At 66.8% G+C, this 21,710-nt stretch carries 21 protein-coding genes; 11 read left to right on the forward strand and 10 right to left on the reverse strand.

The window, feature by feature from the left end; genetic code table 11:
- Positions 1 to 6: 6 nt before the first annotated feature.
- The 9 genes from AC6LJ2_RS23260 to AC6LJ2_RS23300 all read left to right on the forward strand — a co-directional run bounded on the left by AC6LJ2_RS23260 (position 7) and on the right by AC6LJ2_RS23300 (position 9,201).
- Entirely contained in the window at positions 7 to 513 is a 507-nt protein-coding gene (locus AC6LJ2_RS23260; RefSeq protein WP_025137134.1) for a sigma-E factor negative regulatory protein, read from the forward strand.
- Positions 513 to 1,589 carry a MucB/RseB C-terminal domain-containing protein gene (locus tag AC6LJ2_RS23265; RefSeq protein ID WP_263910500.1) on the forward strand — a complete coding sequence of 359 codons (1,077 nt, stop codon included), beginning with the start codon at positions 513 to 515 and terminating at the stop codon, positions 1,587 to 1,589. The genes AC6LJ2_RS23260 and AC6LJ2_RS23265 overlap by 1 nt, the downstream gene beginning before the upstream one ends.
- Positions 1,590 to 1,626: 37 nt before the next feature.
- Positions 1,627 to 3,120 (forward strand): DegQ family serine endoprotease, encoded by a 1,494-nt coding sequence (locus AC6LJ2_RS23270; protein ID WP_263910502.1) that lies wholly within the window; start codon positions 1,627 to 1,629, stop codon positions 3,118 to 3,120.
- A gap of 212 nt (positions 3,121 to 3,332) precedes the next feature.
- Positions 3,333 to 5,126: a translation elongation factor 4 gene (gene lepA / locus AC6LJ2_RS23275; RefSeq protein WP_263910504.1), complete on the forward strand. Its 1,794-nt coding sequence runs from the start codon at positions 3,333 to 3,335 to the stop codon at positions 5,124 to 5,126.
- A 22-nt stretch (positions 5,127 to 5,148) separates the two neighbouring features.
- Entirely contained in the window at positions 5,149 to 6,033 is an 885-nt protein-coding gene (gene lepB, locus AC6LJ2_RS23280; RefSeq protein WP_445658414.1) for a signal peptidase I, read from the forward strand.
- 2 nt (positions 6,034 to 6,035) lie between these two features.
- Positions 6,036 to 6,797: a ribonuclease III gene (gene rnc, locus AC6LJ2_RS23285; protein ID WP_183007441.1), complete on the forward strand. Its 762-nt coding sequence runs from the start codon at positions 6,036 to 6,038 to the stop codon at positions 6,795 to 6,797.
- Positions 6,794 to 7,684, forward strand: a complete 891-nt coding sequence (era, locus tag AC6LJ2_RS23290; RefSeq protein ID WP_025137140.1) for a GTPase Era — start codon at positions 6,794 to 6,796, stop codon at positions 7,682 to 7,684. Before rnc ends, era begins: the two co-directional genes overlap by 4 nt.
- On the forward strand, positions 7,677 to 8,264 hold the full coding sequence (recO, locus tag AC6LJ2_RS23295) for a DNA repair protein RecO (RefSeq protein ID WP_498152277.1): 588 nt from the start codon (positions 7,677 to 7,679) through the stop codon (positions 8,262 to 8,264). Before era ends, recO begins: the two co-directional genes overlap by 8 nt.
- A gap of 19 nt (positions 8,265 to 8,283) precedes the next feature.
- Positions 8,284 to 9,201, forward strand: coding sequence for a LysR family transcriptional regulator (locus AC6LJ2_RS23300; RefSeq protein ID WP_263910508.1), 918 nt, complete (start codon positions 8,284 to 8,286; stop codon positions 9,199 to 9,201).
- 40 nt (positions 9,202 to 9,241) lie between these two features.
- Here AC6LJ2_RS23300 and AC6LJ2_RS23305 read toward each other — a convergent pair whose 3' ends face one another.
- The 9 genes from AC6LJ2_RS23305 to AC6LJ2_RS23345 all read right to left on the reverse strand — a co-directional run bounded on the left by AC6LJ2_RS23305 (position 9,242) and on the right by AC6LJ2_RS23345 (position 18,146).
- Positions 9,242 to 10,342, reverse strand: coding sequence for a pyridoxal-phosphate dependent enzyme (locus AC6LJ2_RS23305; RefSeq protein WP_263910510.1), 1,101 nt, complete (start codon positions 10,340 to 10,342; stop codon positions 9,242 to 9,244).
- A 3-nt stretch (positions 10,343 to 10,345) separates the two neighbouring features.
- Positions 10,346 to 11,323: a M14 family metallopeptidase gene (locus tag AC6LJ2_RS23310; protein WP_498152278.1), complete on the reverse strand. Its 978-nt coding sequence runs from the start codon at positions 11,321 to 11,323 to the stop codon at positions 10,346 to 10,348.
- Between the two features lie 31 nt (positions 11,324 to 11,354).
- Complete coding sequence (locus AC6LJ2_RS23315; protein ID WP_263910514.1) at positions 11,355 to 12,317, reverse strand: Bug family tripartite tricarboxylate transporter substrate binding protein; 963 nt, start codon at positions 12,315 to 12,317, stop codon at positions 11,355 to 11,357.
- Positions 12,318 to 12,411: 94 nt separating this feature from the next.
- Positions 12,412 to 13,728: an NTP/NDP exchange transporter gene (locus AC6LJ2_RS23320; RefSeq protein WP_498152279.1), complete on the reverse strand. Its 1,317-nt coding sequence runs from the start codon at positions 13,726 to 13,728 to the stop codon at positions 12,412 to 12,414.
- Between the two features lie 4 nt (positions 13,729 to 13,732).
- Positions 13,733 to 14,650, reverse strand: coding sequence for an aldo/keto reductase (locus tag AC6LJ2_RS23325; protein WP_263910517.1), 918 nt, complete (start codon positions 14,648 to 14,650; stop codon positions 13,733 to 13,735).
- A gap of 69 nt (positions 14,651 to 14,719) precedes the next feature.
- Entirely contained in the window at positions 14,720 to 15,430 is a 711-nt protein-coding gene (locus tag AC6LJ2_RS23330) for a Bax inhibitor-1/YccA family protein (RefSeq protein ID WP_263910519.1), read from the reverse strand.
- A 149-nt stretch (positions 15,431 to 15,579) separates the two neighbouring features.
- Positions 15,580 to 16,101 carry a hypothetical protein gene (locus AC6LJ2_RS23335; protein ID WP_498152280.1) on the reverse strand — a complete coding sequence of 174 codons (522 nt, stop codon included), beginning with the start codon at positions 16,099 to 16,101 and terminating at the stop codon, positions 15,580 to 15,582.
- 55 nt (positions 16,102 to 16,156) lie between these two features.
- On the reverse strand, positions 16,157 to 16,615 hold the full coding sequence (locus AC6LJ2_RS23340; protein ID WP_263910522.1) for a DNA polymerase III subunit chi: 459 nt from the start codon (positions 16,613 to 16,615) through the stop codon (positions 16,157 to 16,159).
- 22 nt (positions 16,616 to 16,637) lie between these two features.
- Complete coding sequence (locus AC6LJ2_RS23345) at positions 16,638 to 18,146, reverse strand: leucyl aminopeptidase (RefSeq protein ID WP_263910523.1); 1,509 nt, start codon at positions 18,144 to 18,146, stop codon at positions 16,638 to 16,640.
- Positions 18,147 to 18,201: 55 nt separating this feature from the next.
- Between AC6LJ2_RS23345 and lptF the strand changes: the two genes are divergently transcribed.
- Complete coding sequence (gene lptF, locus AC6LJ2_RS23350; RefSeq protein ID WP_263910525.1) at positions 18,202 to 19,302, forward strand: LPS export ABC transporter permease LptF; 1,101 nt, start codon at positions 18,202 to 18,204, stop codon at positions 19,300 to 19,302.
- Positions 19,303 to 19,371: 69 nt separating this feature from the next.
- Here the strand turns inward: lptF and AC6LJ2_RS23355 are convergent, their stop codons facing one another.
- Positions 19,372 to 20,292, reverse strand: coding sequence for a LysR family transcriptional regulator (locus AC6LJ2_RS23355; RefSeq protein WP_263910527.1), 921 nt, complete (start codon positions 20,290 to 20,292; stop codon positions 19,372 to 19,374).
- A gap of 172 nt (positions 20,293 to 20,464) precedes the next feature.
- On the opposite strand from AC6LJ2_RS23355, the gene AC6LJ2_RS23360 reads away from it, so the two are divergent.
- Positions 20,465 to 21,682 (forward strand): ABC transporter substrate-binding protein, encoded by a 1,218-nt coding sequence (locus tag AC6LJ2_RS23360; protein ID WP_498152281.1) that lies wholly within the window; start codon positions 20,465 to 20,467, stop codon positions 21,680 to 21,682.
- Positions 21,683 to 21,710: the final 28 nt, after the last annotated feature.

Genomic DNA, 21,710 nt, shown 5'->3' on the forward strand with positions numbered 1-21,710 from the left:
GCAGTCATGCAGACAACAGCAGCCAAGTCCGTCGTTTCTTCCGAGGCCGCCTGGGAAGAATCACTTTCCGCCTGGATGGATGGAGAGGAAACCGACGATATTCTCCCCGGCCTGCTGACCCGTGAAGGGCGGCAGACCTGGGACACCTATCACCTCATCGGTGATGCCCTGCGCAATACCGACCTGGCGCTGACGCCCAGCGCGGGCTTTCACGCCCGCCTGTCGCGCGCGCTGGACGCCGAGCTGCCCATCGTGGCAGCGCCCCGGCGTCGTTCGCCGCTGCGCATGGGCCTGTCCGGTCTGGCCGTGGCGGCTGCGGTTGCCACCGTCGCCTGGGTGGCCCAGCCGTATCTGGCGGGCGGTTCCCCTGGCACCGAGACGCGCGTGCTGGCCGACGCCAGCCTGAGCGGCACCGACACTTCGGGCCTGAGCGACTACCTGGAGGCCCATCGCCAGATGGCTGGCCCCAGCGCGGTGCGCCAGGTGTCGTTCGATGTCGGAGCGGGACGCTGATGGCCTTGGTGCTTCCGACCCGCTGGCCGGTGCTGGGCCGGGCCGCCTCGTGGCAGGCCCACCGTGCCGGCTGGTTCGCCGCTACGCTCCTGACCGCATTCCTGGCCGCGCACGAACCCGCGCGAGCCGCCGACACGGCGCCCGCCCAGCAGGGCGATGACGTGGTGCAGCTGCTTTCGCGCATCCAGCAGGCGGCGCGCAAGCAGGACTACGCAGGCGTGTTCATGTACCAGCAAGGCGAGATGATCCAGTCGTCGCGCCTGGTGCACGTCCTGGACGGCACCGGCGAACGCGAGCGCCTCGAGATCCTGGACGGCCAGCCGCGCGAGTACCTGCGCCACAACGAAGATGTGCAGTGCCTGATTCCCGAGCGCAAGACGGTCCTGATCGAGCGTCGCCGCGGCGACCGCTTTCCCGGCCTGCTGCTGGGTGACCCGGCCAACCTGACCGAGCACTACAAGATCCGCACCGAATCGGCCCTGCACCGGGTCGCCGGGCGCGAGTGCCGCCTGATCACTATCGAACCCCTGGACAAGTTGCGTTATGGCTATCGCCTGTGCGCCGACGTCGAAACCAACCTGCTGCTGAAGGCCCAGACGCTCAACGCCGCCCGCGGCGTGGTCGAGCAGGTGTCGTTCACCTCGCTGCGCCTGGGCGCCGAGGTCGACCCGCAGTCGCTCACGTCCCGCTGGAACACGCGCGACTGGAAGGTGCTTGAGCCCGCGATGAAGCCGGTGGACCTGGGCGCGCTGGGATGGCGCATTCCGGCGCCCAAGGGGTTCAGCGTGGTGATGCAGGTGTCGCGCTCGATGGGGCGCGGCGCGACGGTCAACCAGATGGTGCTGTCCGATGGCCTGGCGGCAATTTCCGTGTTCATCGAACCCTATGACAGCCAGCGTGGCCATCATCCGCCCCCTGGCGCGGCCCAGCGCGGTTCGATTACCGTGTACGGGACCCGTATCGCCGATTACTGGCTGACCGCCGTGGGCGAAGTGCCGGTGGCGACGCTGGAACAATTGGCGCAAGCGACTGAATACGTCCCCGTGGCGAACGCTCCGGCGGCCGGCTCCAAGTGAGCGGCCTCTGCGGCAAGAAGGAAACTCGGAGCAATCTATGAAAGCATTGATGGTGTCGAACCCCAGCCTGCGGCGCTTTCTGGCGGCCGCGACGGCGGGGCTCATGATGTCGGCTGCGTTCGCGCCCCTCTCGCAGGCGCAGACCCCGGCGGCCGACACGCCCACCCCGACGGTGGTGCTGCCTGACTTCACCAGCATCATCGAGAAGGCCGATCCGGCGGTCGTGAACATCCGTACCACGGCCACCGTGCCGATCCGTGGCGTAGGCCCCGGCGGCAACGATCCGGCCGAACTGTTCCGCTGGTTCTTCGGCCCCGACTTCCAGCCCCCGGGCCAGCCGTCCCCCGGCCAGCGCCAACGTCCGCAGCAGCCGCAGCCCGAAGAACGCACCGTGCCGCGCGGCGTGGGTTCGGGCTTCTTCATTTCCGATGACGGCTACATCATGACCAACAACCACGTGGTCAGCGATGCAACCGACATCTACGTCACCCTGACCGACGGCCGCGAGTTCAAGGCCAAGGTCATCGGCACCGACGAGCGCACCGACGTCGCACTGATCAAGATCGAAGCCAAGGACATGACGCCGCTGGTCATCGGCGACCCCAAGAAGCTCAAGAAGGGCCAGTGGGTGCTGGCCATCGGCTCGCCGTTCGGGCTGGATTCCACGGTCACGTCGGGCATCGTCAGCGCGATCGGACGCGATACCGGCGAGTACCTGCCGTTCATCCAGACGGACGTGGCGGTCAACCCGGGCAACTCGGGCGGTCCGCTGATCAACCTGGCGGGCGAAGTCGTGGGTATCAATTCCCAGATCATCTCGCGCAGCGGCGGCTTCATGGGCATTTCGCTGGCCATTCCCATCGACGAAGCGATGCGGGTGGTGGATCAACTGCGCGCGACCGGCAAGGTGACGCGCGGCCGCGTGGGCGTGCAGATCGGCGAAGTCGGCAAGGATGTGGCCGAGGCCATCGGCCTGCCCAAGGCCGAAGGCGCCCTGGTCAGCAGCGTCGAGGTCGACGGCCCGGCCGAGCAGGCGGGCGTGCAGCCGGGCGACGTGATCCTGTCGTTCAACAAGGAACCGATCAAGCGTTGGTCCGACCTGCCGCGTATCGTCGGCGAAACCAAGCCCGGCACCCGCGCCGACATGGAAGTGTGGCGCAAGGGCAAGAAGATGACGCTGTCGGTCAAGGTGGGCGAGATCCCCGCCGAGAAGGCCGCGGGCGGCAAGAAGCCTGCGGCGCCTGCCCCGGAAGTCACCAATGCGTTGGGCCTGGGCGTGGTGGACGTGCCCGCCGACGTGCAGAAGAAGCTGCGCATCAAGGGCGGCGTGCAGGTCAAGGTTGCCGAGGGCGCCGCCGCCAAGGCGGGCCTGCAGGAAGGCGACATTGTGTTGGCCCTGAACGACACCGACGTCACCGGCGCCAAGCAGTTCGCCGAGCTGGTGGGCAAGCTGGACAAGGGCCGCGCGGCAGGCTTGCTGGTGCGCCGTGGCGACCAGACACAGTGGGTGGCGGTACCCGCAAGCAAATAAGGCCCAAGACCGGCTAAAATGGCTGGTTGCCGCAAGAGGGGGCGCCTGGCGCCCCCTCGTTTTTGCCCGGAAACGCCGCGAATCGCGGCCCGGCAGGGCGGCCGGGCCAGGTGCCCGAGGCGTTTGCCTGCAACCCCCCGTCAGCCGTGCCTACCCTGGTGGCGGCGTCTTCCGGCAGTTTGCCGAGTGTTCCGTCCCTTTTAAATTCAAGCATGCAGCATATTCGCAACTTCTCCATCATTGCCCACATCGATCACGGCAAATCGACCCTGGCCGATCGCCTGATCCAGCGCTGCGGCGGATTGGCGGATCGCGAAATGTCGGCGCAGGTGCTCGACTCCATGGAGATCGAACGCGAGCGCGGCATTACCATCAAGGCCCAGACCGCGGCCCTGCACTACAAGGCGCAGGACGGCAAGATCTACAACCTGAACCTGATCGACACCCCGGGGCACGTCGACTTCTCGTATGAAGTCAGCCGCTCGCTGTCGGCCTGCGAAGGCGCGCTGCTGGTGGTGGATGCATCCCAGGGCGTCGAGGCCCAGACCGTGGCCAACTGCTACACCGCGATCGAGCTGGGCGTGGAAGTGCTGCCGGTGCTGAACAAGATGGACCTGCCGCAGGCCGACCCCGAGGGCGCCCGCCAGGAAGTCGAGGACGTGATCGGCATTGACGCCTCGCAGGCCGTGCTGGCCAGCGCCAAGACCGGCATGGGCATCGACGAAATCCTCGAAGCCATCGTGGCGCGCGTGCCGCAGCCCAAGGGCGACCCCGACGCGCCGCTGCAGGCCCTGATCATCGACTCGTGGTTCGACAACTACGTGGGCGTGGTGATGCTGGTGCGCATCGTCAACGGCGTGCTCAAGCCCAAGGACAAGATCCTGCTGATGGCCTCCGGCGCCACCCACCTGTGCGAGCAGACCGGCGTGTTCACGCCGAAGTCGCAGCAGCGCCCGCATCTGTCGGCGGGCGAGGTGGGCTTCATCATCGCCGGCATCAAGCAGCTCGAAGACGCCAAGGTCGGCGACACCGTCACGCTGGCCAACAAGCCGGCCGCCGCGGCCTTGCCGGGTTTCAAGGAAGTGAAGCCGCAGGTGTTCGCCGGCCTGTACCCGGTCGAAAGCTCCGAATACGACCAACTGCGCGATTCGCTCGACAAGCTCAAGCTGAACGACGCCGCGCTGATGTTCGAACCCGAAGTGTCGCAGGCGCTGGGCTTCGGCTTTCGCTGCGGCTTCCTGGGTCTTCTGCACATGGAAATCGTGCAGGAACGCCTGGAGCGCGAGTTCGACATGGATATCATCACCACCGCGCCGTCGGTGGTGTACGAAGTCGAACAGCGTGATGGCTCGGTGATCACCGTGGAAAGTCCGTCGCGCATGCCGGAAGTGGGCAAGATCGCCGACATCCGCGAGCCGATCGTGAAGGTCACGCTGTTCATGCCGCAAGACTACGTCGGCCCGGTCATGACCTTGTGCAACAACAAGCGCGGCTCGCAGATCAACATGAGCTACCACGGGCGCCAGGTGCACCTGGTGTACGAGATCCCGCTGGCCGAAATCGTGCTGGACTTCTTCGACAAGCTCAAGTCGGTGTCGCGCGGCTATGCATCGATGGACTACGAGTTCCTGGAATACCGCTCGGCCGACGTGGTGCGCGTGGACCTGTTGATCAACAACGACCGCGTCGACGCATTGGCCGTCATCGTTCACCGCAGCAACGCGCGCCATCGCGCCCGCGACGTCGTGACCCGCATGCGCGGGCTGATTCCGCGCCAGATGTTCGACGTCGTGATCCAGGCCGCCATCGGTGCCGAAATCATCGCTCGCGAAAACGTCAAGGCGCTGCGCAAGAACGTGCTGGCCAAGTGTTATGGCGGCGACATCTCGCGCAAGAAGAAGCTGCTGGAAAAGCAGAAGGCCGGCAAGAAGCGCATGAAGCAGGTCGGCACGGTGGAAATTCCCCAGGAAGCGTTCCTGGCCATCCTGCAAGTGGACGACAAATAGAACCCAAGAAGGCGGTTAGCTGATGAGTTGGAACTTTGCCCTGATCCTGTTTGTTCTGCTGGTGCTGACCGGCATTATCTGGGCGCTCGATCTGGTTGTTCTGCGGCGCGGCCGCGAGCGTCGGGCGCAAGAGGCGATGGCGCAGTACGATGCGGCCCTGGTCGGCGACGCCCAGGAAGCCGAACGCCTGCGCCGTGAGGCCGGCGACAAGGCCCGTCGCGTGCCGTGGTGGATCGAATACGCCGTCAGCTTTTTCCCTGTGATCCTGTTCGTGTTCGTGCTGCGATCGTTCGTGGTCGAGCCGTTCCGCATCCCCTCGGGCTCGATGTTGCCCACCTTGCAATCGGGCGACCTGATCCTGGTGAACAAGTTCAGCTATGGCCTGCGCCTGCCTGTCATCGACAAGAAGGTCGTCGATATCGGCAAGCCGCAGCGTGGCGACGTGTTCGTGTTCCGCTATCCCGTGGATCCGGACGTCGACTACATCAAGCGCGTGGTCGGCCTGCCGGGTGACGAAGTGGCCTACCTGGACAAAAAGCTGTACGTGAACGGCGAATTGGTGACGCATGTGCGCGACGGCGACTACTTCGAACCCGACCGTGTGTCGTATATCGCACAATATAAAGAGAAGTTGGGCGAAGTTAGCCACAATATCCTGCTGGATGAAAGCCGGCCGCAGGAATATCGTCCGCAGTACCAATTTCCGTCCATCGGGAACTGCCAATATTCCCGCGATGGGGTACGCTGCAAAGTACCCGAAGGGCAGTACTTCGCCATGGGCGATAATCGGGATAACAGCGCCGACAGCCGATATTGGGGTTTCGTACCTGAAGCCAATATCGTCGGGAAGGCCTTCTTCATCTGGATGAATTTCAGCGATCTCAGCCGGATCGGCCGGTTCAACTGATTATGTCGCTAGCCACGCTAGAAAACCGGCTGGATCACCACTTCGGTGATCCAGCACTGCTTGAACAGGCACTGACGCACCGCAGCCATGGTGCGCGCCACAACGAGCGGCTGGAATTCCTTGGGGATTCCGTGCTGAACTTCGTCGTCGCGGCCATGCTGTTCGAGCGTTATTCCAAAATCGACGAGGGCGACCTGTCGCGCCTGCGGGCCAACCTGGTCAAGCAGGCCTCGTTGGCCGATATCGCCCAGCGCCTGGAACTGTCGCAGTACCTGCGCCTGGGCGAAGGCGAATTGAAAAGCGGCGGTTTCCGCCGCCCGTCGATCCTGGCGGACACGGTCGAGGCCCTGTTCGGCGCCGTGTTCCTGGATGCCGGCTTCGATGCTGCCCGCCGCGTGATCGTGCGCCAGTACCAGCCGGTGCTGGCTTCGGTCGATCCCAAGACCCTGGGCAAGGACGCCAAGACCTTGCTGCAGGAATTCCTGCAGGGCCGCAAGCTGGCCCTGCCCGTGTATACCGTGGTGGCCACGCATGGCGCGGCCCATAGCCAGCAGTTTGAAGTCGAGTGCGCCATTCCGGCGCTCGAGATCAAAGTGACGGCACCTGGCGCCAGCCGTCGCGCCGCCGAGCAATCGGCGGCCAAGCTGGCGCTGGAAGCCGCGCTGGCCGTCAGCCCGGCCGCCAAGGCTGCCCGCAAGTCGGGCAAGGCGCGCAAAACCGCGCAATTGTCGCTGCCCGTGGCAGTGTCCCAAGAGACTAAATGAGCGATACCCCTTTTCGTACCGGCTTCGTGGCCATCGTCGGCCGCCCCAATGTGGGCAAGTCCACGCTGACGAACGCCCTGATCGGTTCCAAGATTTCCATCGTGTCGCGCAAGGCGCAGACGACGCGTCACCGCATTCATGGCGTGCTGACGCGCGAGCACGAGCAATTCGTGTTCGTCGATACGCCGGGGTTCCAGACGCGCCATGGCGGCGCCATGAACCGCATGATGAACCGCGTCGTGACGCAGGCCCTGGCCGACGTCGACGTGGTGGTGCACGTGGTCGAGGCCGGCAAGTGGTCCGAGGGTGACGCCAAGTTGCTGCCGCTCTTGCCGTCGCCGGAGCGCACCATCCTGGTCGTCAGCAAGATCGACGCCTTGAAGAACCGCGACGAGCTGTTTGCCTTTGTCTCCAAGATCATGGCGCTGCACCCGTTCGGCGCCGTGGTGCCGGTCAGTGCCACCAAGAACCAGCAACTGGACCAGCTGCTGCAGGAAATCGCGGCGCGCCTGCCGGAAGGCGAGGCGATGTTCGAAGAAGACACCCTGACCGACCGTCCGATGCGCTTCATCGCGGCCGAGCTGGTGCGCGAGAAGATCTTCCGCCTGGTCGGCGACGAGCTGCCCTACGGCTGTACGGTCGTCATCGAGCAATGGGAAGAAACCGACAAGGGCGCGCGCATTGCGGCCTGCGTCGTCGTCGAGCGTGACAGCCACAAGCCCATTCTGCTGGGCACGGGTGGCATGCACATGAAACGCATCGCTTCCGAGGCGCGGCAGGACATCGCCAAGCTGCTGGACAAGCCGGTGCACCTTGAGATCTACATCAAGGTGCGCAAGGGCTGGTCCGACCGCGAGAGTGCGCTGCGCGATCTGGGCTATGAGTAAACGGGCGCCACGCGTCCAGGATCGCCCGGGATACATGCTGCACGCCACTGCGTGGCGTGAGACTTCCCTCATTGTTCAGACCTTCTCGCGCGACCACGGCTGCGTGGCCATGGTCGCCAAGGGCGCCAAGCGCCCGTATTCCGTCCTGCGCCCCGTGTTGTCGGCCTTTCAGCCCTTGCTGCTGTCCTGGACCGGCAACGGCGAAGTCAAGACGCTGACGCGCGCCGAGATCATGGGCGTGCGCGCCCTGAGCGGCACCGCGCTGATGTCGGCCTGGTACATGAACGAGCTGCTGCTGCGGCTGTTGCCCCGCGAAGACGCCCATCCCTTGCTGTTCGATGCCTACGACATGGCGTTGCAGCAGCTGTCGGGCGGCACCCGCGCGGCCGGCGCCTTGCGCCGTTTCGAATGGACGTTGCTGCGCGAAACCGGCTATGGCGTGGATGAAGTCGAGCCCGATTTTGACGACCCGGTCATCGAACCTGCCTTGCGCCGCGACCTGCGCGAACGCCTGGCCGAGAACCTGGCCGGCCGGCCCCTGGCCACGCGCCGGGTGCTGATGGACCTGCAGCGCATCTGAGCCTGCGGCGCGTTCGGCCATGACCTTCACGCTCAAACAGGTCGAGACCTTCCGCACGGTCTATGAAACCGAAAGCGTGACCGCCGCCGCGCGGCGCCTGGACGTATCCCCCGCCACCGTCAGCGCCACCCTGGCCGCCCTGGAGGCCAGCATTGAACTGCGGCTGTTCGAACGCGTGCGCCAGCGCATGCTGCGCACCCCCGAAGCCACGCTGCTGTACGAAGAAATCCGGCGCCTGAACGTGGGGCTGGAAAGCCTGGGCAGGAAGATCCGCGCCATTCGCGGAGCGGCCCAGCCGCGCCTGCGCATCGGTTGCATCCATGCCTATAGCGGCGCAGTGGTCAGCGATGCCATCACGCGCTTTCGCCAACGCTACCCGGATACGCCGCTGTACTTGCAGATACGCGATTCGAACACCTTGCGCGACATGGTCGTATCCGGCGAGCTGGACCTGGCGACCGTGGCCGACGAGTCAGAACTGGAAGGCCTGCGTGGCCATCGGTTGGCCAGTTTGCGAGCCGTCGTGGTGTTTCCCAAGGACCATGCGCTGGCGCGCCTCGCGCAGGTCGGGTTTGCCCAGCTGGCCGACGCCGATGTCATAGCGTTGAACACGGAAGATGCCTCGCGCCAGCGGCTGGATGCGCTGGTGCTGCAGGCCGGCGCCAGCCTGAAGATCGCGATCGAGACGCCGTATTCCGCCACGGTCTGCCAGTTGGCACTGGACGGCCATGGGATTGGCATTGCCAATCCCGCCACGGCGGTGAGCCTGGAAGCGGCGGGGTTGTGCCACCGGCCGCTGGGCGCCCCGGTGCACTTCGAGTGCCACATGATCGTCCATGGCAGCCGGCCCTTGTCCGAGGCCGGCAAATTCTGGGCAACCTGTCTGCGTGCTGCGCTGGCGCCGCTGGTGGAACGCTATGGGGTTGCCCGCGGCTAGACGCGCAGCGCAGCGGGTCCGCCGCGGCCTCGAGCCCGCGTCACCCCCGCCGTCCGTCCGACGTCAGGATCAGCACGACGGACGACTCGGCATCCAATTGCCCGGCGCGTCGCAGTCGCGTCAGCGCGGCCAGCGCCGCGGCCGACGACAGTTCGGTGGCCAGGCCCATGCGTTCCAGCCGTTGCTGGGCTTGCGCGGCGGCGGCATCCGAGACCTCGACCGGTGAGCCGCCCGAGCGCGACAGGGCTTGCAGCGACTGCAGGGTGGTGGTGCCGCCCGCGATCGAATACTGATCCGTGGTGCCTTCCCAGAGGCTGCGTGCATCGCCCGTGGTCTGCGCCCGCGACAGCCGGGCGTAGGGCTCGACGGCGTGCAGGCGTGGCAGCTGTGCAATCAGGCCGGCGTTCAGCAGGTGCTGCCAGCCCAACAGGATGCCCCACAACAGGTCGCCCCGCGCGGTCGGCACGACGATGTCCGTCGGCAGGCCGCAAGCATCGAAGATTTCGCGCGCGATGGGCTTGTAGCCTTCGACGCCATAAGGGTGGGTGCCGACGGGCGGATTGAGGTAGTTGGTGCCGGCAAAGGCGCCCTGGTTGCGGCACAGGTCCGCCACAAAGGGCCAGCGGCCCAGGCTGTCGTCGAAAGCCGTGAGGCGCGCGCCGAAGCGCTGCATGGCATCGCGTTGCAGGGGCGGACAGTTGCGGGTGATGGCGATGTCCGCTTGCAGTCCGGCGGCGGCGCAGTAGGCGGCCAGCGATACGCCGGCATTGCCGCTGGATGCGGCGGCCACGCGCGATGCCCCCGCCAGGCGGGCGCGGGACACGAGCTGCGCGGCCATGCGGTCCTTGTGGCTGCCGGTGGGATTGGCGCTTTCGCACTTGAGCCACAGCCGGCCGACGCCTTCGGCCTGTGCCAGCGTGGCGGCGTCCAGGCAGGGCGTGGCGCCTTCGCCCAGCGTGACAGGCTCCCACACCGGCAACGGCATCGCGTCATCGCCTGCGGCGGCCTCGTAGCGGCATTCCAGCGAGGCGGGGTGGCCGGCCTGCAGGCAGTGGGGGCAGCCTTCGGGGTAGTCGGCGGGCGGCAGCAGGCGTTCGCAGCGGATGCAGCGCAGGCCGGACAAGCGGGGGTTCATCTGCATGGGTCAGTACAACGAGGCAAGGGAGTCCAGGGAAAGGGCAGGCGCGACTTGCAGCAGGCAGTCGCCATCGTCGCTGCGGGCGATGGCGCGCAGGCAGACGACGGTGCCTGCCTGCGGGCTAGGCAAGTTGCGCGAAGCCAGGTCGGGCCGGGCCGGTTCGATGAGCTGGCCGATGGTCTGGCCGGCCGTCACGGTCTGGCCGAGGGCGACGCCGGGTACGAAGACGCCGCTGTCGTGCGTACGCAAGGTGGCGGCCGGCGCATCCAGGTCATAGAGGGACGGGTTGGGTCGGCGCGGCGCGGTGCTGGACAGAAGGCCCAGCTCGGCCAGGCAGCCCAACAGGCCGTCGCGGCAATCTTCGACCAGTGTGCGGGTGGTTTCGCGGCCGCCGCCGATTTCCGCGCTGAGCCGCAGCACGCCCAGGCGGCTGGCGGCCGCGGGCAGGGAGCCGGCTTCGGTGCCGCGAAAGAACACGCAATGGGGCTGGCCGAAGGCGCGCGCCAGCGCCGGCAGGCGTTCGTCGTACGCATCGTCGCCGTAGCGGGTGATGACCGATGACGGCAGGTAACGCAGCGATGCGCCACCGCTATGCACGTCGACCAGCGTCTGGATGCGCGGCAACAGCCGGGCTTCCAATGCGGCGGCCACGCTTTCCGTGTAGCCGCGCGCAGGCGCGCCCAGGAAGGCGCGATTGAGGTTGCCGGCGTCCGAGGGCGACAGGCGGGTGCCGGCCAGAGACGCTTCGGCGTTGGCGGCGGGCAGCAGGTAGACCGTGCCGCGTTGCAGGATGCCGGGCAGCAGGTGCCACAGTTGCAGGATGGCGGCCTGGCCTTCCCATTCGTCGCCATGCACGCCGGCCATCAGGGCCACGGCGGGGCCGGGCCCGGCCTCGATCTTCAGCATGGGCACGGTGATGCGCCGGTACGCCGATGTGTTGGTGGCGGCGGCGCAGGTGAAGTCCTCCCGGCTTACCTTGGCCATGGCGAGGCTCCCGTCGGCAGTGCGCGACGCGTCAATCCAGCGTGGTGCCGGCGGCCTTGATGATGCTTTCCCATTTGGGCAGTTCCTTCTGGATCTGGGTCTTCACGTCTTCGGGCGAGCCGCCCAGCGGTTCTTGCGATCGGCTGCGCAGTTCCTTGCTGACCGCGTCCGAACGCAGGGCGGTGTTCATGGCCGCGTTGAGCTTGGCAACCACCGCGGGGGGCGTGCCGGCAGGCGCCACCAGGGCGCTCCAGGCGGATTGCTCATAGTCGGGATAGCCCTGTTCGGCCACGGTCGGCACGTCCGGATTGGAGGCGGCACGGCCCTTGGTGGTGACGGCCAGCGCGCGCAGGCGGCCGTCCTTCAGGTTGCCGATCAAGGGCGGCAGGTTCTCCATCATCGAATCCACATGCCCGCCCAGGAGGTCCGACAACTGGGCGGCGGTGGCCTTGTAGGGAATCTGGCGCACGGCCGCGCCGGTCTGGGCGATGAACAGTTTGACGCCGACTTCGCTGGTGGTGCCGGGGTCTGCCGAGGTCATGGTCAGGCGGTCGGGCTGGGCGCGGCTGGCGGCGATGAAGCTTTTCAGGTCGCGATACGGCGAGGCCGCGTTCACCACGATGACGTTGGGCGTTTCGGCCACCAGCCCGACCGGGACGATGTCGCGATCCAGGTCATAAAGCTGCTGCTTGAAGAGATACCGGTGCAGCACCAGGGTGCCGACGTGGGCGTAGCCGATGGTGTAGCCGTCAGGCGCCGCGCGTACCAAGGCCTGGGTGCCGATGCGGCCCCCCGCGCCCACGCGGTTTTCCACGACCACAGGCTGTCCCAGCGTACGGCTCATTTCCTGGCCGACCAGGCGGGCGGTGATGTCGGCGTTGCCGCCGGCCGCCGCCGGCACGATCAGGGTGATCGGGCGGGTGGGGTAATCGGCCAGCGCGGGCGGCGCGGTCAGGCAAAGCAACAGGGCGGCAAGGCTGGCGGTGCGTGTCATGACGATTCCCGGGACGTTAAGGGCGTATGCAATCGTAGGGTGCGATCAGGCTGCGCTATTGTGCGGCGGCCCTGCCGGGAATTCGTTCGGTTTATTAAGATGGATGTTTGGTTGAATCTAATGGTTCGGCCACAGGCATGGGCCGGTCGGCGCGGCGGCCCAGCCCATAGCCAAGCGCGGCGGCGGCCAGCGCGCAGGCTGCGCCCAGCAGGGCGATCAAGGCGACCCCGTGGCCCAGCGCGTCCACGCCGGCCTTGACCCAGCCGCTGGCGGCGTCGCCCGCCCGGTACACGACGGTATCGATGACGTTCTTGGTCTTGTACTTGTCTTCAGGCGAGACCGCCGTGAACAGCATTTCCCGCCCTGGACGGATCAAGGCATATTCGCCCACGCGGCGCAGGATCATGGCCCCCGCCAGTACCGCGAACACGGGGTAGGCCGCCAGCGCCAGAAAGGCCAGCACCATGGCCACCGGCACGGCGGTCATCAGGAACCTCACGCCCAGCCGGGCGGCCACCCGCCCGGTGATGAACAACTGCGACAGCAGCGCCAGCGCCTGGACCGTGAAGTCCAGCGCCGAGAACACGCGGAGGCGCTGGGCGGTGTCGCTGAATGCACCAGCCACCAGGCGAGCCTGCTCCATGTAGAGAAAGGTGTTGAGGGTGGCCAGCAGCACGACCAGCCCGGCAATGCCCAGCAGGTAGCGCGACTGGAACACGCGCGCCAAGCCTGCCAGCAGGGTGCCCGGAATGGGCCGGGCCATGTCGGCCGTGTCGGCGTTGGAATGCGTGGCGCCGCGCCAGCGCAGCAGCCAGCGCTTGAGCGGCAACGTGGCGGTCAGCAGCAGGGCCGACAGCAGCAGCAGGCCCGCCGGGCCCAGCGCCCCGGCCAGCAGCCCGCCCAGCAGCGGGCCACACAGCCCGCCGGCGCTCGCGCCTGCGGCGATCAACGCGAACAGGCGCTTGGCGGAGTCCATGCGGAACACGTCGGCCATCAGGCTCCAGGCCAGCGACACCACGAACAGATTGAAGACCGACAGCCAGACATAGAAGCTGCGTGCCGCCCAGACGCTGTCGGGGCGCCAATGGAACAGCGCGGCATAGCCTGCCATGGTCGCGGCGAACACGGCATAGACCCAGGTCACCAGCGTGGCGCGCGGCACCCGGGCGGACAGCCAGCCGAACAGCGGTACCACCGCCAGCATGGCGACGAACGTGGCGGTGAACAGCCATTGCAACTGGTCCACGCCGGCCTGGATGCCCAGCGTTTCTCGGATCGGCCGCAGCATGAAATAGCCGCAGAAGAGAAAAAAGAAGAAGGCGAAGCCGCACGCGGCCGGGGCCAGTTCATCGGCGCGGATGCCGAGCGCTTGCGCCACCCGGTGACGCCAGGGGCCGGCCTGGAGGGTCATGGCGTCAGGCCAGCAAGGCGGCGATGCGTTCGCGCTGGGCGTCGTTCGCCAGCGGGCCGAAGCCGGCCAGCAGGTTGTCGGCCATGTTGGCCGGCTTGGAAGTGGCGGGGATGACCGCGGTGACGGCGGGGTGGCTGATGACGAATTTCAGGAAAAGCTGCGCCCAGGACCCGCAGCCGATCTCGGCTGCCAGCTCGGGCAGGGGCCGACCCTTGACCTGGCGGAACAGGGCGCCGTCCTGGAAGGGGCGGTTGATCAGGACGGCCACGCCATTGGCCAGGCACGCCGGCAGCAGGCGCTTTTCGGCGTTGCGCGCACCCACCGACAGGTTGATCTGCAGAAAGTCGGGCTTTTCACGCTCGACCAGTTCGGTGAGTTCGTCGTGGGCGTAATCGGTGTAGTGGGTGATGCCGATGTAGCGCGTCACGCCCTGCTGTTTCAGGTCGCGCAGCAACGCCAACTGGTTGCGGGTGTCGATCAGGTTGTGCACCTGGATCAGGTCGAGCTTGTCGGTCTTGAGCGCGCGCTGCGAGTGTTCGATCTGGCGCCGGGCCGCCTCATGCCCCTGGGTGCTGATCTTGGTGGCCAGGAAGACCTGCTTGCGCATGTCCGGCTTGCGCGCCACCAGGGCACCCGTGACGGCCTCGGCCTGGCCGTAGCTGGGGGCGGTGTCGATCAGCTTGCCGCCCGCCTCGAGCAGCGAGTCCAGCACCTGGGCCAACGGCGCCATGGCGGCCGCATCCGACGGTGGCACATTGAAGGTATCGGCCGTACCCAGCCCTATGGCCGGCAGCATTTCGCCCGACGACCAGATCTCGCGAACACGCATGGGGCGCTTGGTGCTCAGGGCATGGGCCGCCCACGGCTGGGCAAGCAAGGGCGCGCAGGCGGCGGCCTGCAGGAAACGGCGGCGGTCGGACATGGCAAGCTCCAATGAAAAAGGGCCTGCACATTTCATGCAGGCCCTTGTTTGCCGGTAGGCAGCGCGCGATTACTCGCGGTTGCCGCCGAAGATGCCCAGCAGCATCAGCAGGTTCGAGAAGACGTTGTAGACGTCCAGGTAGATGGCCAGCGTGGCGGAAACGTAGTTCGTTTCGCCGCCGTTCACGACGCGTTGCAGGTCAACCAGCATGAACGCCGAGAAGATGACGATGGCCAGCACCGAGATGGTCAGCATCAGCGCAGGCAGCTGCAGGAAGATGTTGGCCAGGGCGGCAACCAGGATGACGACCGCGCCGATGAACAGGAACTTCTGCAGGCCGGACAGATCGCGCTTGATGGTGGTGGCCAGGGTGGCCATGGTGCCGAACACGATCGCGGTGCCGCCGAAGGCCGTCATGACCAGTTGCGAGCCGTTGCTGAAGCCCATCACGAAGCCGAGCAGGCGCGACAGCATCACGCCCATGAAGAACGTGAAGGCCAGCAGCAGGACGACGCCCAGCGAGTTGTTCTTGTTTTTCTCGATGGCGAACATCAGGCCGAACGCGCCCACCAGGAACACGATGGCGGACAGGCCGGGGCTGGCGCCCATGACCCGGTTGATGCCGGTGTACAGGCCGACGGCAGCACCGAGCACGGTCGGGATCAGCGAGAGCGCCAGGAGCCAATAGGTGTTGCGCAGCACCTGGTTGCGCGCGACCTCGCCCGGCGCGCCGGCGATGGTGCCGGAACGGTTAAAGGGGGACGGACGATATTCGTTCATGGAGGACTCCTGTGTACGGCAGAAATTGATTTGCCTAGAAGGCTTAGATGCCAAGGATACCTTACAGTTCCCTGAAGAATCCAGTTTTTGGAGGAATTAGGACAGGTGGAGGGCAGTGTAGTCCCGTAATGGGGGCGGAAGGCCGGATTTCAACCGGGGCGTACGTCCTGCAGGACCCGGGCGACGATGCGGGGTAGTTCTTCGTCCATGCGTGCCTGGATCTGCTCGATGGCGTCGGCCAGCGCCTGGCGCATGGCCTGTTCGACTTCCGCTTGCAGGCGCGCGGCCAACACGGCGCCCTGTGGCGGCACGACCGCCGGAGACGCTTGTGCGGGTAGCTCGCCTTGCACTGCCGCCTGGCTTGCAGCGGGCATGGCGGGCCGGTCGGCATCCGGCGCCGCGGGCAGGTCGGCCGCTTCGGTCAGCAGCGGGAAATCGTCTGATTCGGCAGTGGCCGTCAATAGCGGGAAGTCGTCCGCGGGCCAGTCGTTCAAGCCCGCCGATTCGGCCACGTCGGTCAACACCGGGAACGCTTCGTCAGGATAAGCCCGCGCGCGGTCTTGCGCCACCTCGGTCAATACGGGGGCGTCGGGCCGGGAGGCGGAGGGCGACAGGGTGGGTTCTGCCCGCTGGGTCAGGGTGGGGATGCCGGGGTCGGTGGGGTGGGGCATGGGGGCTCCCGAGGGAGAGGCGCCGCCGGGCGGGGCGGCGCGGGTGTACGGACGGTCAGTTGCTGGCCGCTTGCCGGCTCAGGTCGTGGCTTTGCGGCGTGTGGCCGGCCCCGACGTAGGTGCGCCAGCGCTGCCGGGCGGCTTGCTTGTCGTCGGGGTCGTCCGAGACGATTTCAAGCAGACGCTCGAAGGCGTCGAAGCCGGGCGGGCAGTCGTCGTCGAGGTTCAGCAGCCAGGGTTGGGCCTGGCCATCGGCGGACGGCTGCATCGCCTGGCCAGGATCGCCGGCGGTCAGCACGACCGGCGTTTCGGCCGCCAGGGGATCGTTGGCCAGCACGTGCGGCACGAAAGAGGTGTCGTCGAACGCCCACAGCATGCGGTCGAAGGCGGTCAGCCGCGAGCCTTCCTTACAGTACACCACCAGTCGCTGGCCTGCCAGGTAGCGCTTGCGCACGACCTGGCAGGCCATGCGCAAGCGGTCCGGCGCGCCGAAGGCGAAGTCGATGCGCGTCATGCCGGGTTCCGTCGCAGGGCGATCAAGCCTGGTCCAGCAGGAACTGCATCAGGAGCGGCACGGGACGGCCCGTGGCGCCCTTGTCCTTGCCGCTTTTCCAGGCGGTGCCGGCGATGTCCAGGTGGGCCCAGCGGTACGACTTGGTGAAGCGCGACAGGAAGCAGGCGGCCGTGACGGCGCCGGCCGGGGGACCGCCGATGTTGGCCAGGTCGGCGAAGTTGGACTTCAGCTGTTCCTGGTAGGCGTCGTCCATGGGCATGCGCCATGCGGTGTCCAGCGACTGGCGGCCGGCGGCCGTCAGGGCGTCGGACAGGGCGTCGTCCTTGGTGAACAGGCCCGTGTTGACGTGGCCCAGGGCCACGACGCAGGCGCCGGTGAGGGTGGCGATGTCGATGACGGTGGACGGCTTGAAGCGTTCGGCGTAGGTCAGGGCATCGCACAGGACCAGGCGGCCTTCGGCGTCGGTATTCAGGATTTCGATGGTCAGGCCGGCCATGCTGGTGACGACGTCGCCCGGCTTGTTGGCCGTGCCGCTGGGCAGGTTTTCGCAGGCCGGGATCAGGCCGACCACGTCCAGGGGCAGCTCCAGTTCGGCCAGGGCGCGGAACGAACCCAGCACGCTGGCGGCGCCGCACATGTCGTACTTCATTTCGTCCATCGTGGCGGCGGGCTTGAGCGAGATGCCGCCGGCATCGAAGGTAATGCCCTTGCCGACCAGCACGATCGGGCCTTGCGCGGCCTTGGCGCCCTTCTTGGCGGCGGGCTTGCCGGCATGGCGCAGGACGATGAAGCGCAAGGCTTCTTCGGAACCGCGGGCCACCGACAGGAACGACCCCATGCCCAGGGCCTCGACCTGCTTCCTGTCCAGCACTTCGACCTTGATGGACTTGAACTCGCGGGCCAGTTTCTTGGCGGTGTCGCCCAGGTAGGTGGGGGTGCAGATGTTGCCGGGCAGGTTGCCCAGCGTGCGGGTCAGTTCCATGCCGTTGGCGATGGCGGCGCCTTCGCGCAGGCCCTTCTGGACCTGGCTGGCGTCGGCGCGTTCGACGATCTGGACGATCTTCTTGAGCTTGGGACGGGCGTCGCGGTCGGGTTTGCCGAAGCTGGCGTCGTAGTGATAGGTGGCGCTGCCGGCCGCGATGGCGGCGCTGCGGGCGCGGGCGATGACGGCCACGTCCGGGATCGGGTTGGCGACCAGGGTCGAGACGCCCTCGGTCAGCTGGGCGGACACGCAGGCGGCGGCAAAGGCCTGTTCGGCCGAGGCGTGGGCGCGGGCCGAGTATTCGTCCTGCTTGCCCAGGCCCACCAGGACCACGCGCTGGGCGGTCACGCCCGGCAGCGAGCGCAGCACCAGGGTGGCGCCGGCGCGGCCGCGGAATTCGGCTTTGGCGACGGCGCGCACGGCGCCGTTGGAGGCCCGGTCGATCAGGTCGGCGGCGGGGCTCAATACGCCGTCGGCAAAGACCCCGATCGCCAGCGCGGCGGTTTTGATCTGGTGCAGGGAAGCGGTGGTCTGTGTGCTAAATTCCATGAGGGTTTCCCGTGTGCGTCTGTATGATGCGGTCGATTATCCCGCATATTCTCCCATGTCTCTATTCAAACGCTCTGTCGTCAGCGAGATCACCAGTCACGCTGGCGTTGTCTTTTCCACGTTGCTCATCGTGTGGCTCAGCGTGCTGCTCGTGCGCCTGCTCGGTGAAGCGGCGGGCGGCAACATCGGGGCGGACGTCGTGCTCGTGCTGGCCGCGCTGTCCACCATCACGGCCCTGCCTACCATCCTGGCGGTGTCGATCTTCATCGCGGTGCTCACCACCGTCACGCGCAACTATCGCGAATCCGAAATGGTGGTGTGGTTCGCCAGCGGCCTGTCGCTGGCCGATTGGCTCAAGCCGGTGCTGCGGGTTGCCGTGCCGGTGGCCATCGCGGTGGCGGGACTGACGCTGGTGGCTGCGCCCTGGGCCTACCGCCAGATCGGCGAATACCACGAACGCTTCGAGCAGCGCTCGGACCTGTCCAAGGTCACGGCGGGGCAGTTCGCGGAATCCGCCGGTGGCAACCGCGTGTTCTTCGCCGAAGACCCGGCCAAGCCTACCGATGAGCTGGGCAATGTGTTTGCCCGCGAAAACGGACCCGAGTGGCTCAGCGTGCTTACCGCCGCCAGCGCCCACAGCGAAACCCTGCCCAACGGCGACCGCTTCCTGGTGCTGGGCGAAGGCCATCGCTACGACCTCAAACCCGGCACGCCCGAGATTCGACTGGTGCACTTCGACAAGTACGGGCTGCGCCTGGAAAGCAAGGGCGGCGACGATCCGGTCGCCTCGGCCCGCGCCGCCGCCGAGCGCTCGTCCAAGGCCCGCACCACGCCGCAACTGATGGCCGACAACACCACCAGCAGCTGGTCGCAGGTGATGTGGCGGATCTCGTTGCCGCTGGCCGCGCTGAACCTGGCGCTGCTGGCGATTCCGCTGGGCGCGGTGAATCCGCGCCTGGGCCGTTCGGGCGACCTGCTCATCGCCGGCCTGGTGGGCCTGCTGTACATGAACCTGATCAACCTGTCGCGCGCCTGGATCTCCAACGGCAAGCTCAGCTTCGGCGTGGGCACGTTCGCGATCCACATCATCGTGGCCATGCTGACGGCCTTCCTGTTGATGCGCCGCCTGCGGGTCAAGGCGCCCAAGACCAGCTAAGGCTGGGGCCCGCGCCCAATGGCGCGGGCGATCACCTGCCCCGGCACGCCGCCGCAGCGCGGGCCGGGTTCACGGCAGGTACTTCATCGTGCCGCGCTTGCCGGCCAGCAGGTCGGCGTTCTTGAGCACCGACTTGCGGATGAATTCCCACAGCACCGTCACGCGCTTGAGCTTGCGCAGGTCTTCGTGGCAGTACATCCAGAACGACCGCGTGATCTCCACTTCGTTTTCCAGCACAGGCTTGAGCCGCGGGTCCTGTGCGGCGATGAAGCACGGCAGGATGGCCAGCGACTGCCCCTGCAGCGCGGCGTGGTACTGCGCCACCACGCTGGTGCTGCGCAACACCACGCGGCTCGCGGGCAGCAGGTCTTCCAGGTAGCGCAGGCGTTCGCTGAACAGCAGTTCGTCGACATAGCCGATGAAGCTGTGGCCGGCCAGGTCGGCGCGGCTCTGGATGGGCGGGTGGCGTGCCAGGTAACCCGGGGTGCCATACAGGCGCAGGGTGTAGTCGCACAGTTTGCTGCAGACGTACGGACCGCGCTGGGGGCGTTCGATGGTGATGGCCAGGTCCGCTTCACGCTTGGACAGGCTGACAAAGCGCGGCACGGGCAGGATGTCCAGGGTGATGTGCGGATAGCGTCGCTGGAAGTCGGCGGCCAACGGCGTCAGCACATAGCTGCCGAAGCCCTCGGTGGCGCCGATGCGCAGGTGGCCCGACAGCGCCTGGCCGATGCCCGACAGGTTCTCGCGGGCGGTATGCACCGTGCTTTCCATCTGCTCGGCGTGCACGAACAGGCGCTGGCCGTCTTCGGTCAGCACGAAGCCGGCACTGCGCGATTTTTCGAACAGCAGAGTGTCCAGTTCGCTTTCCAGCGCGCGGATGCGCCGTGACACCGTGGTGTGTTCGACCCCCAATTTGCGCGCGGCCGCGCTGACCCGCTGGGTGCGCGCCACTTCCAGGAAATACCGCAGGCTGTCCCAATCCAGCACGTTTTTCGCCCCGATCTTGATTGTGCATTGATGCACAAGGAATGTGCATTTCTAGTGTTGCTTGTTGATTTTCACACATCTACACTGGGTCGGCAGGCCCTAGGGCAATGCTCCTGGGGACCGCAGGCCGCAAAGACGGCGCCATAACGCATAAAACTCAGGAGACAAATCCATGGAATTGCACGTACGCGGGCTGGCCGCAGGCTTGTGTCTGGGCGCTGCGCTGGTAGGTCAGGCGCAGGCGGCGGACAAGCCGCCGGTGAAGATCGGCATTCTGACGGACATGTCGGGCACCTATGCCGGCATGGGCGGGGCAGGTTCGGTGGCCGCGGCGCAATTGGCCATCGACGATTGCCTGGCGGCCGAGTGCAAGGGCATGAAGATCGAGCTGGTCTCGGCCGACAATCAGAACAAGGCGGACGTGGGCGCGGCCAAGGCGCGCGAATGGTTCGACCGCGACGGCGTCACCGCCATCGCCGACCTGACCAACTCCGCGGTGGCGCTGGCGGTGCAGGGCATTGCGCGTGAAAAGAACAAGGTCGTGATGTTCTCTGGCCCGGCCACCACGGCGCTGACCAACAAAGAGTGCTCGCCGGTCGGTTTCCACTGGATGTTCGACACGTATTCGCAGTCCGCCGGGGGCGCCAAGGCCACCGTCAAGGCGGGCGGCAAGTCCTGGTATTTCATCACCGTCGACTATGCCTTCGGCCACTCGCTGGAAGCCGACACGGCCAAGGCGGTCAAGGCGCTGGGCGGCACGGTCGCCGGCAGCGTGCGCCATCCACTGAACGCGCCCGACTTCGCTTCCTATCTGTTGCAGGCGCAAAGTTCCAAGGCGCAGGTCGTGGCGCTGGCCAACGGCGGCCAGGACACGGTCAACGCGGTCAAGCAGGCGCGCGAGTTCGGCATCGTGGCGGGAGGGCAGCGGCTGGTGTCGCTGCTGATCTTCCTGTCGGACCTGCGCGCGCTGGGGCTGGAAAGCGCGCAGGGGCTGTCGTACGTGGACGGCTTCTATTGGGATTACGACGATGCCTCGCGCCTATGGGCCACGCGTTTCGAGAGGGCCTTCCGCGGCCTCAAGCCCACCATGACGCAGGCCGGCGTGTATTCCAGCGTGCTGCACTACCTGCGTTCGGTCGCCGCTTCGGGCAGCACCGACGGCAAGGTGGTGGCCGACAAGATGCGCGAGCTGCCGATCAAGGACCCGATCATGCGCAATGCGTCGATCCGCCCCGACGGCCGCGTGATTCACGACATGTATTTGTACGAAGTGAAAAAGCCGTCCGAATCCAAGGGCGGTTGGGACTATTCCAAGCTGGTCGCCACCATTCCGGCCGCCGAGGCCTTCCAGCCGCTGGCCGATTCGACCTGCCCGCTGGTACAGAAGTAGGACGCGTCGGTGCCGGCCGGCCAGGGGC

The organism is Achromobacter sp. 1014246743, assembly GCF_059760725.1.

Bases quoted from the DNA above. Each gene is read 5' to 3' on its own strand.
- AC6LJ2_RS23305 (WP_263910510.1), bottom strand. From the start codon at position 10,342: ATGCAGATGAACCCCCGCTTGTCCGGCCTGCGCTGCATCCGCTGCGAA.
- era (WP_025137140.1), top strand. From the start codon at position 6,794: ATGAGCGATACCCCTTTTCGTACCGGCTTCGTGGCCATCGTCGGCCGC.
- AC6LJ2_RS23300 (WP_263910508.1), top strand. From the start codon at position 8,284: ATGACCTTCACGCTCAAACAGGTCGAGACCTTCCGCACGGTCTATGAA.
- AC6LJ2_RS23335 (WP_498152280.1), bottom strand. From the start codon at position 16,101: ATGCCCCACCCCACCGACCCCGGCATCCCCACCCTGACCCAGCGGGCA.
- AC6LJ2_RS23260 (WP_025137134.1), top strand. From the start codon at position 7: ATGCAGACAACAGCAGCCAAGTCCGTCGTTTCTTCCGAGGCCGCCTGG.
- AC6LJ2_RS23345 (WP_263910523.1), bottom strand. From the start codon at position 18,146: ATGGAATTTAGCACACAGACCACCGCTTCCCTGCACCAGATCAAAACC.
- AC6LJ2_RS23330 (WP_263910519.1), bottom strand. From the start codon at position 15,430: ATGAACGAATATCGTCCGTCCCCCTTTAACCGTTCCGGCACCATCGCC.
- rnc (WP_183007441.1), top strand. From the start codon at position 6,036: ATGTCGCTAGCCACGCTAGAAAACCGGCTGGATCACCACTTCGGTGAT.
- AC6LJ2_RS23360 (WP_498152281.1), top strand. From the start codon at position 20,465: ATGGAATTGCACGTACGCGGGCTGGCCGCAGGCTTGTGTCTGGGCGCT.
- AC6LJ2_RS23265 (WP_263910500.1), top strand. From the start codon at position 513: ATGGCCTTGGTGCTTCCGACCCGCTGGCCGGTGCTGGGCCGGGCCGCC.
- AC6LJ2_RS23315 (WP_263910514.1), bottom strand. From the start codon at position 12,317: ATGACACGCACCGCCAGCCTTGCCGCCCTGTTGCTTTGCCTGACCGCG.
- recO (WP_498152277.1), top strand. From the start codon at position 7,677: ATGAGTAAACGGGCGCCACGCGTCCAGGATCGCCCGGGATACATGCTG.
- AC6LJ2_RS23340 (WP_263910522.1), bottom strand. From the start codon at position 16,615: ATGACGCGCATCGACTTCGCCTTCGGCGCGCCGGACCGCTTGCGCATG.
- AC6LJ2_RS23325 (WP_263910517.1), bottom strand. From the start codon at position 14,650: ATGTCCGACCGCCGCCGTTTCCTGCAGGCCGCCGCCTGCGCGCCCTTG.
- AC6LJ2_RS23320 (WP_498152279.1), bottom strand. From the start codon at position 13,728: ATGACCCTCCAGGCCGGCCCCTGGCGTCACCGGGTGGCGCAAGCGCTC.
- lepB (WP_445658414.1), top strand. From the start codon at position 5,149: ATGAGTTGGAACTTTGCCCTGATCCTGTTTGTTCTGCTGGTGCTGACC.
- AC6LJ2_RS23270 (WP_263910502.1), top strand. From the start codon at position 1,627: ATGAAAGCATTGATGGTGTCGAACCCCAGCCTGCGGCGCTTTCTGGCG.
- lepA (WP_263910504.1), top strand. From the start codon at position 3,333: ATGCAGCATATTCGCAACTTCTCCATCATTGCCCACATCGATCACGGC.
- lptF (WP_263910525.1), top strand. From the start codon at position 18,202: ATGTCTCTATTCAAACGCTCTGTCGTCAGCGAGATCACCAGTCACGCT.
- AC6LJ2_RS23310 (WP_498152278.1), bottom strand. From the start codon at position 11,323: ATGGCCAAGGTAAGCCGGGAGGACTTCACCTGCGCCGCCGCCACCAAC.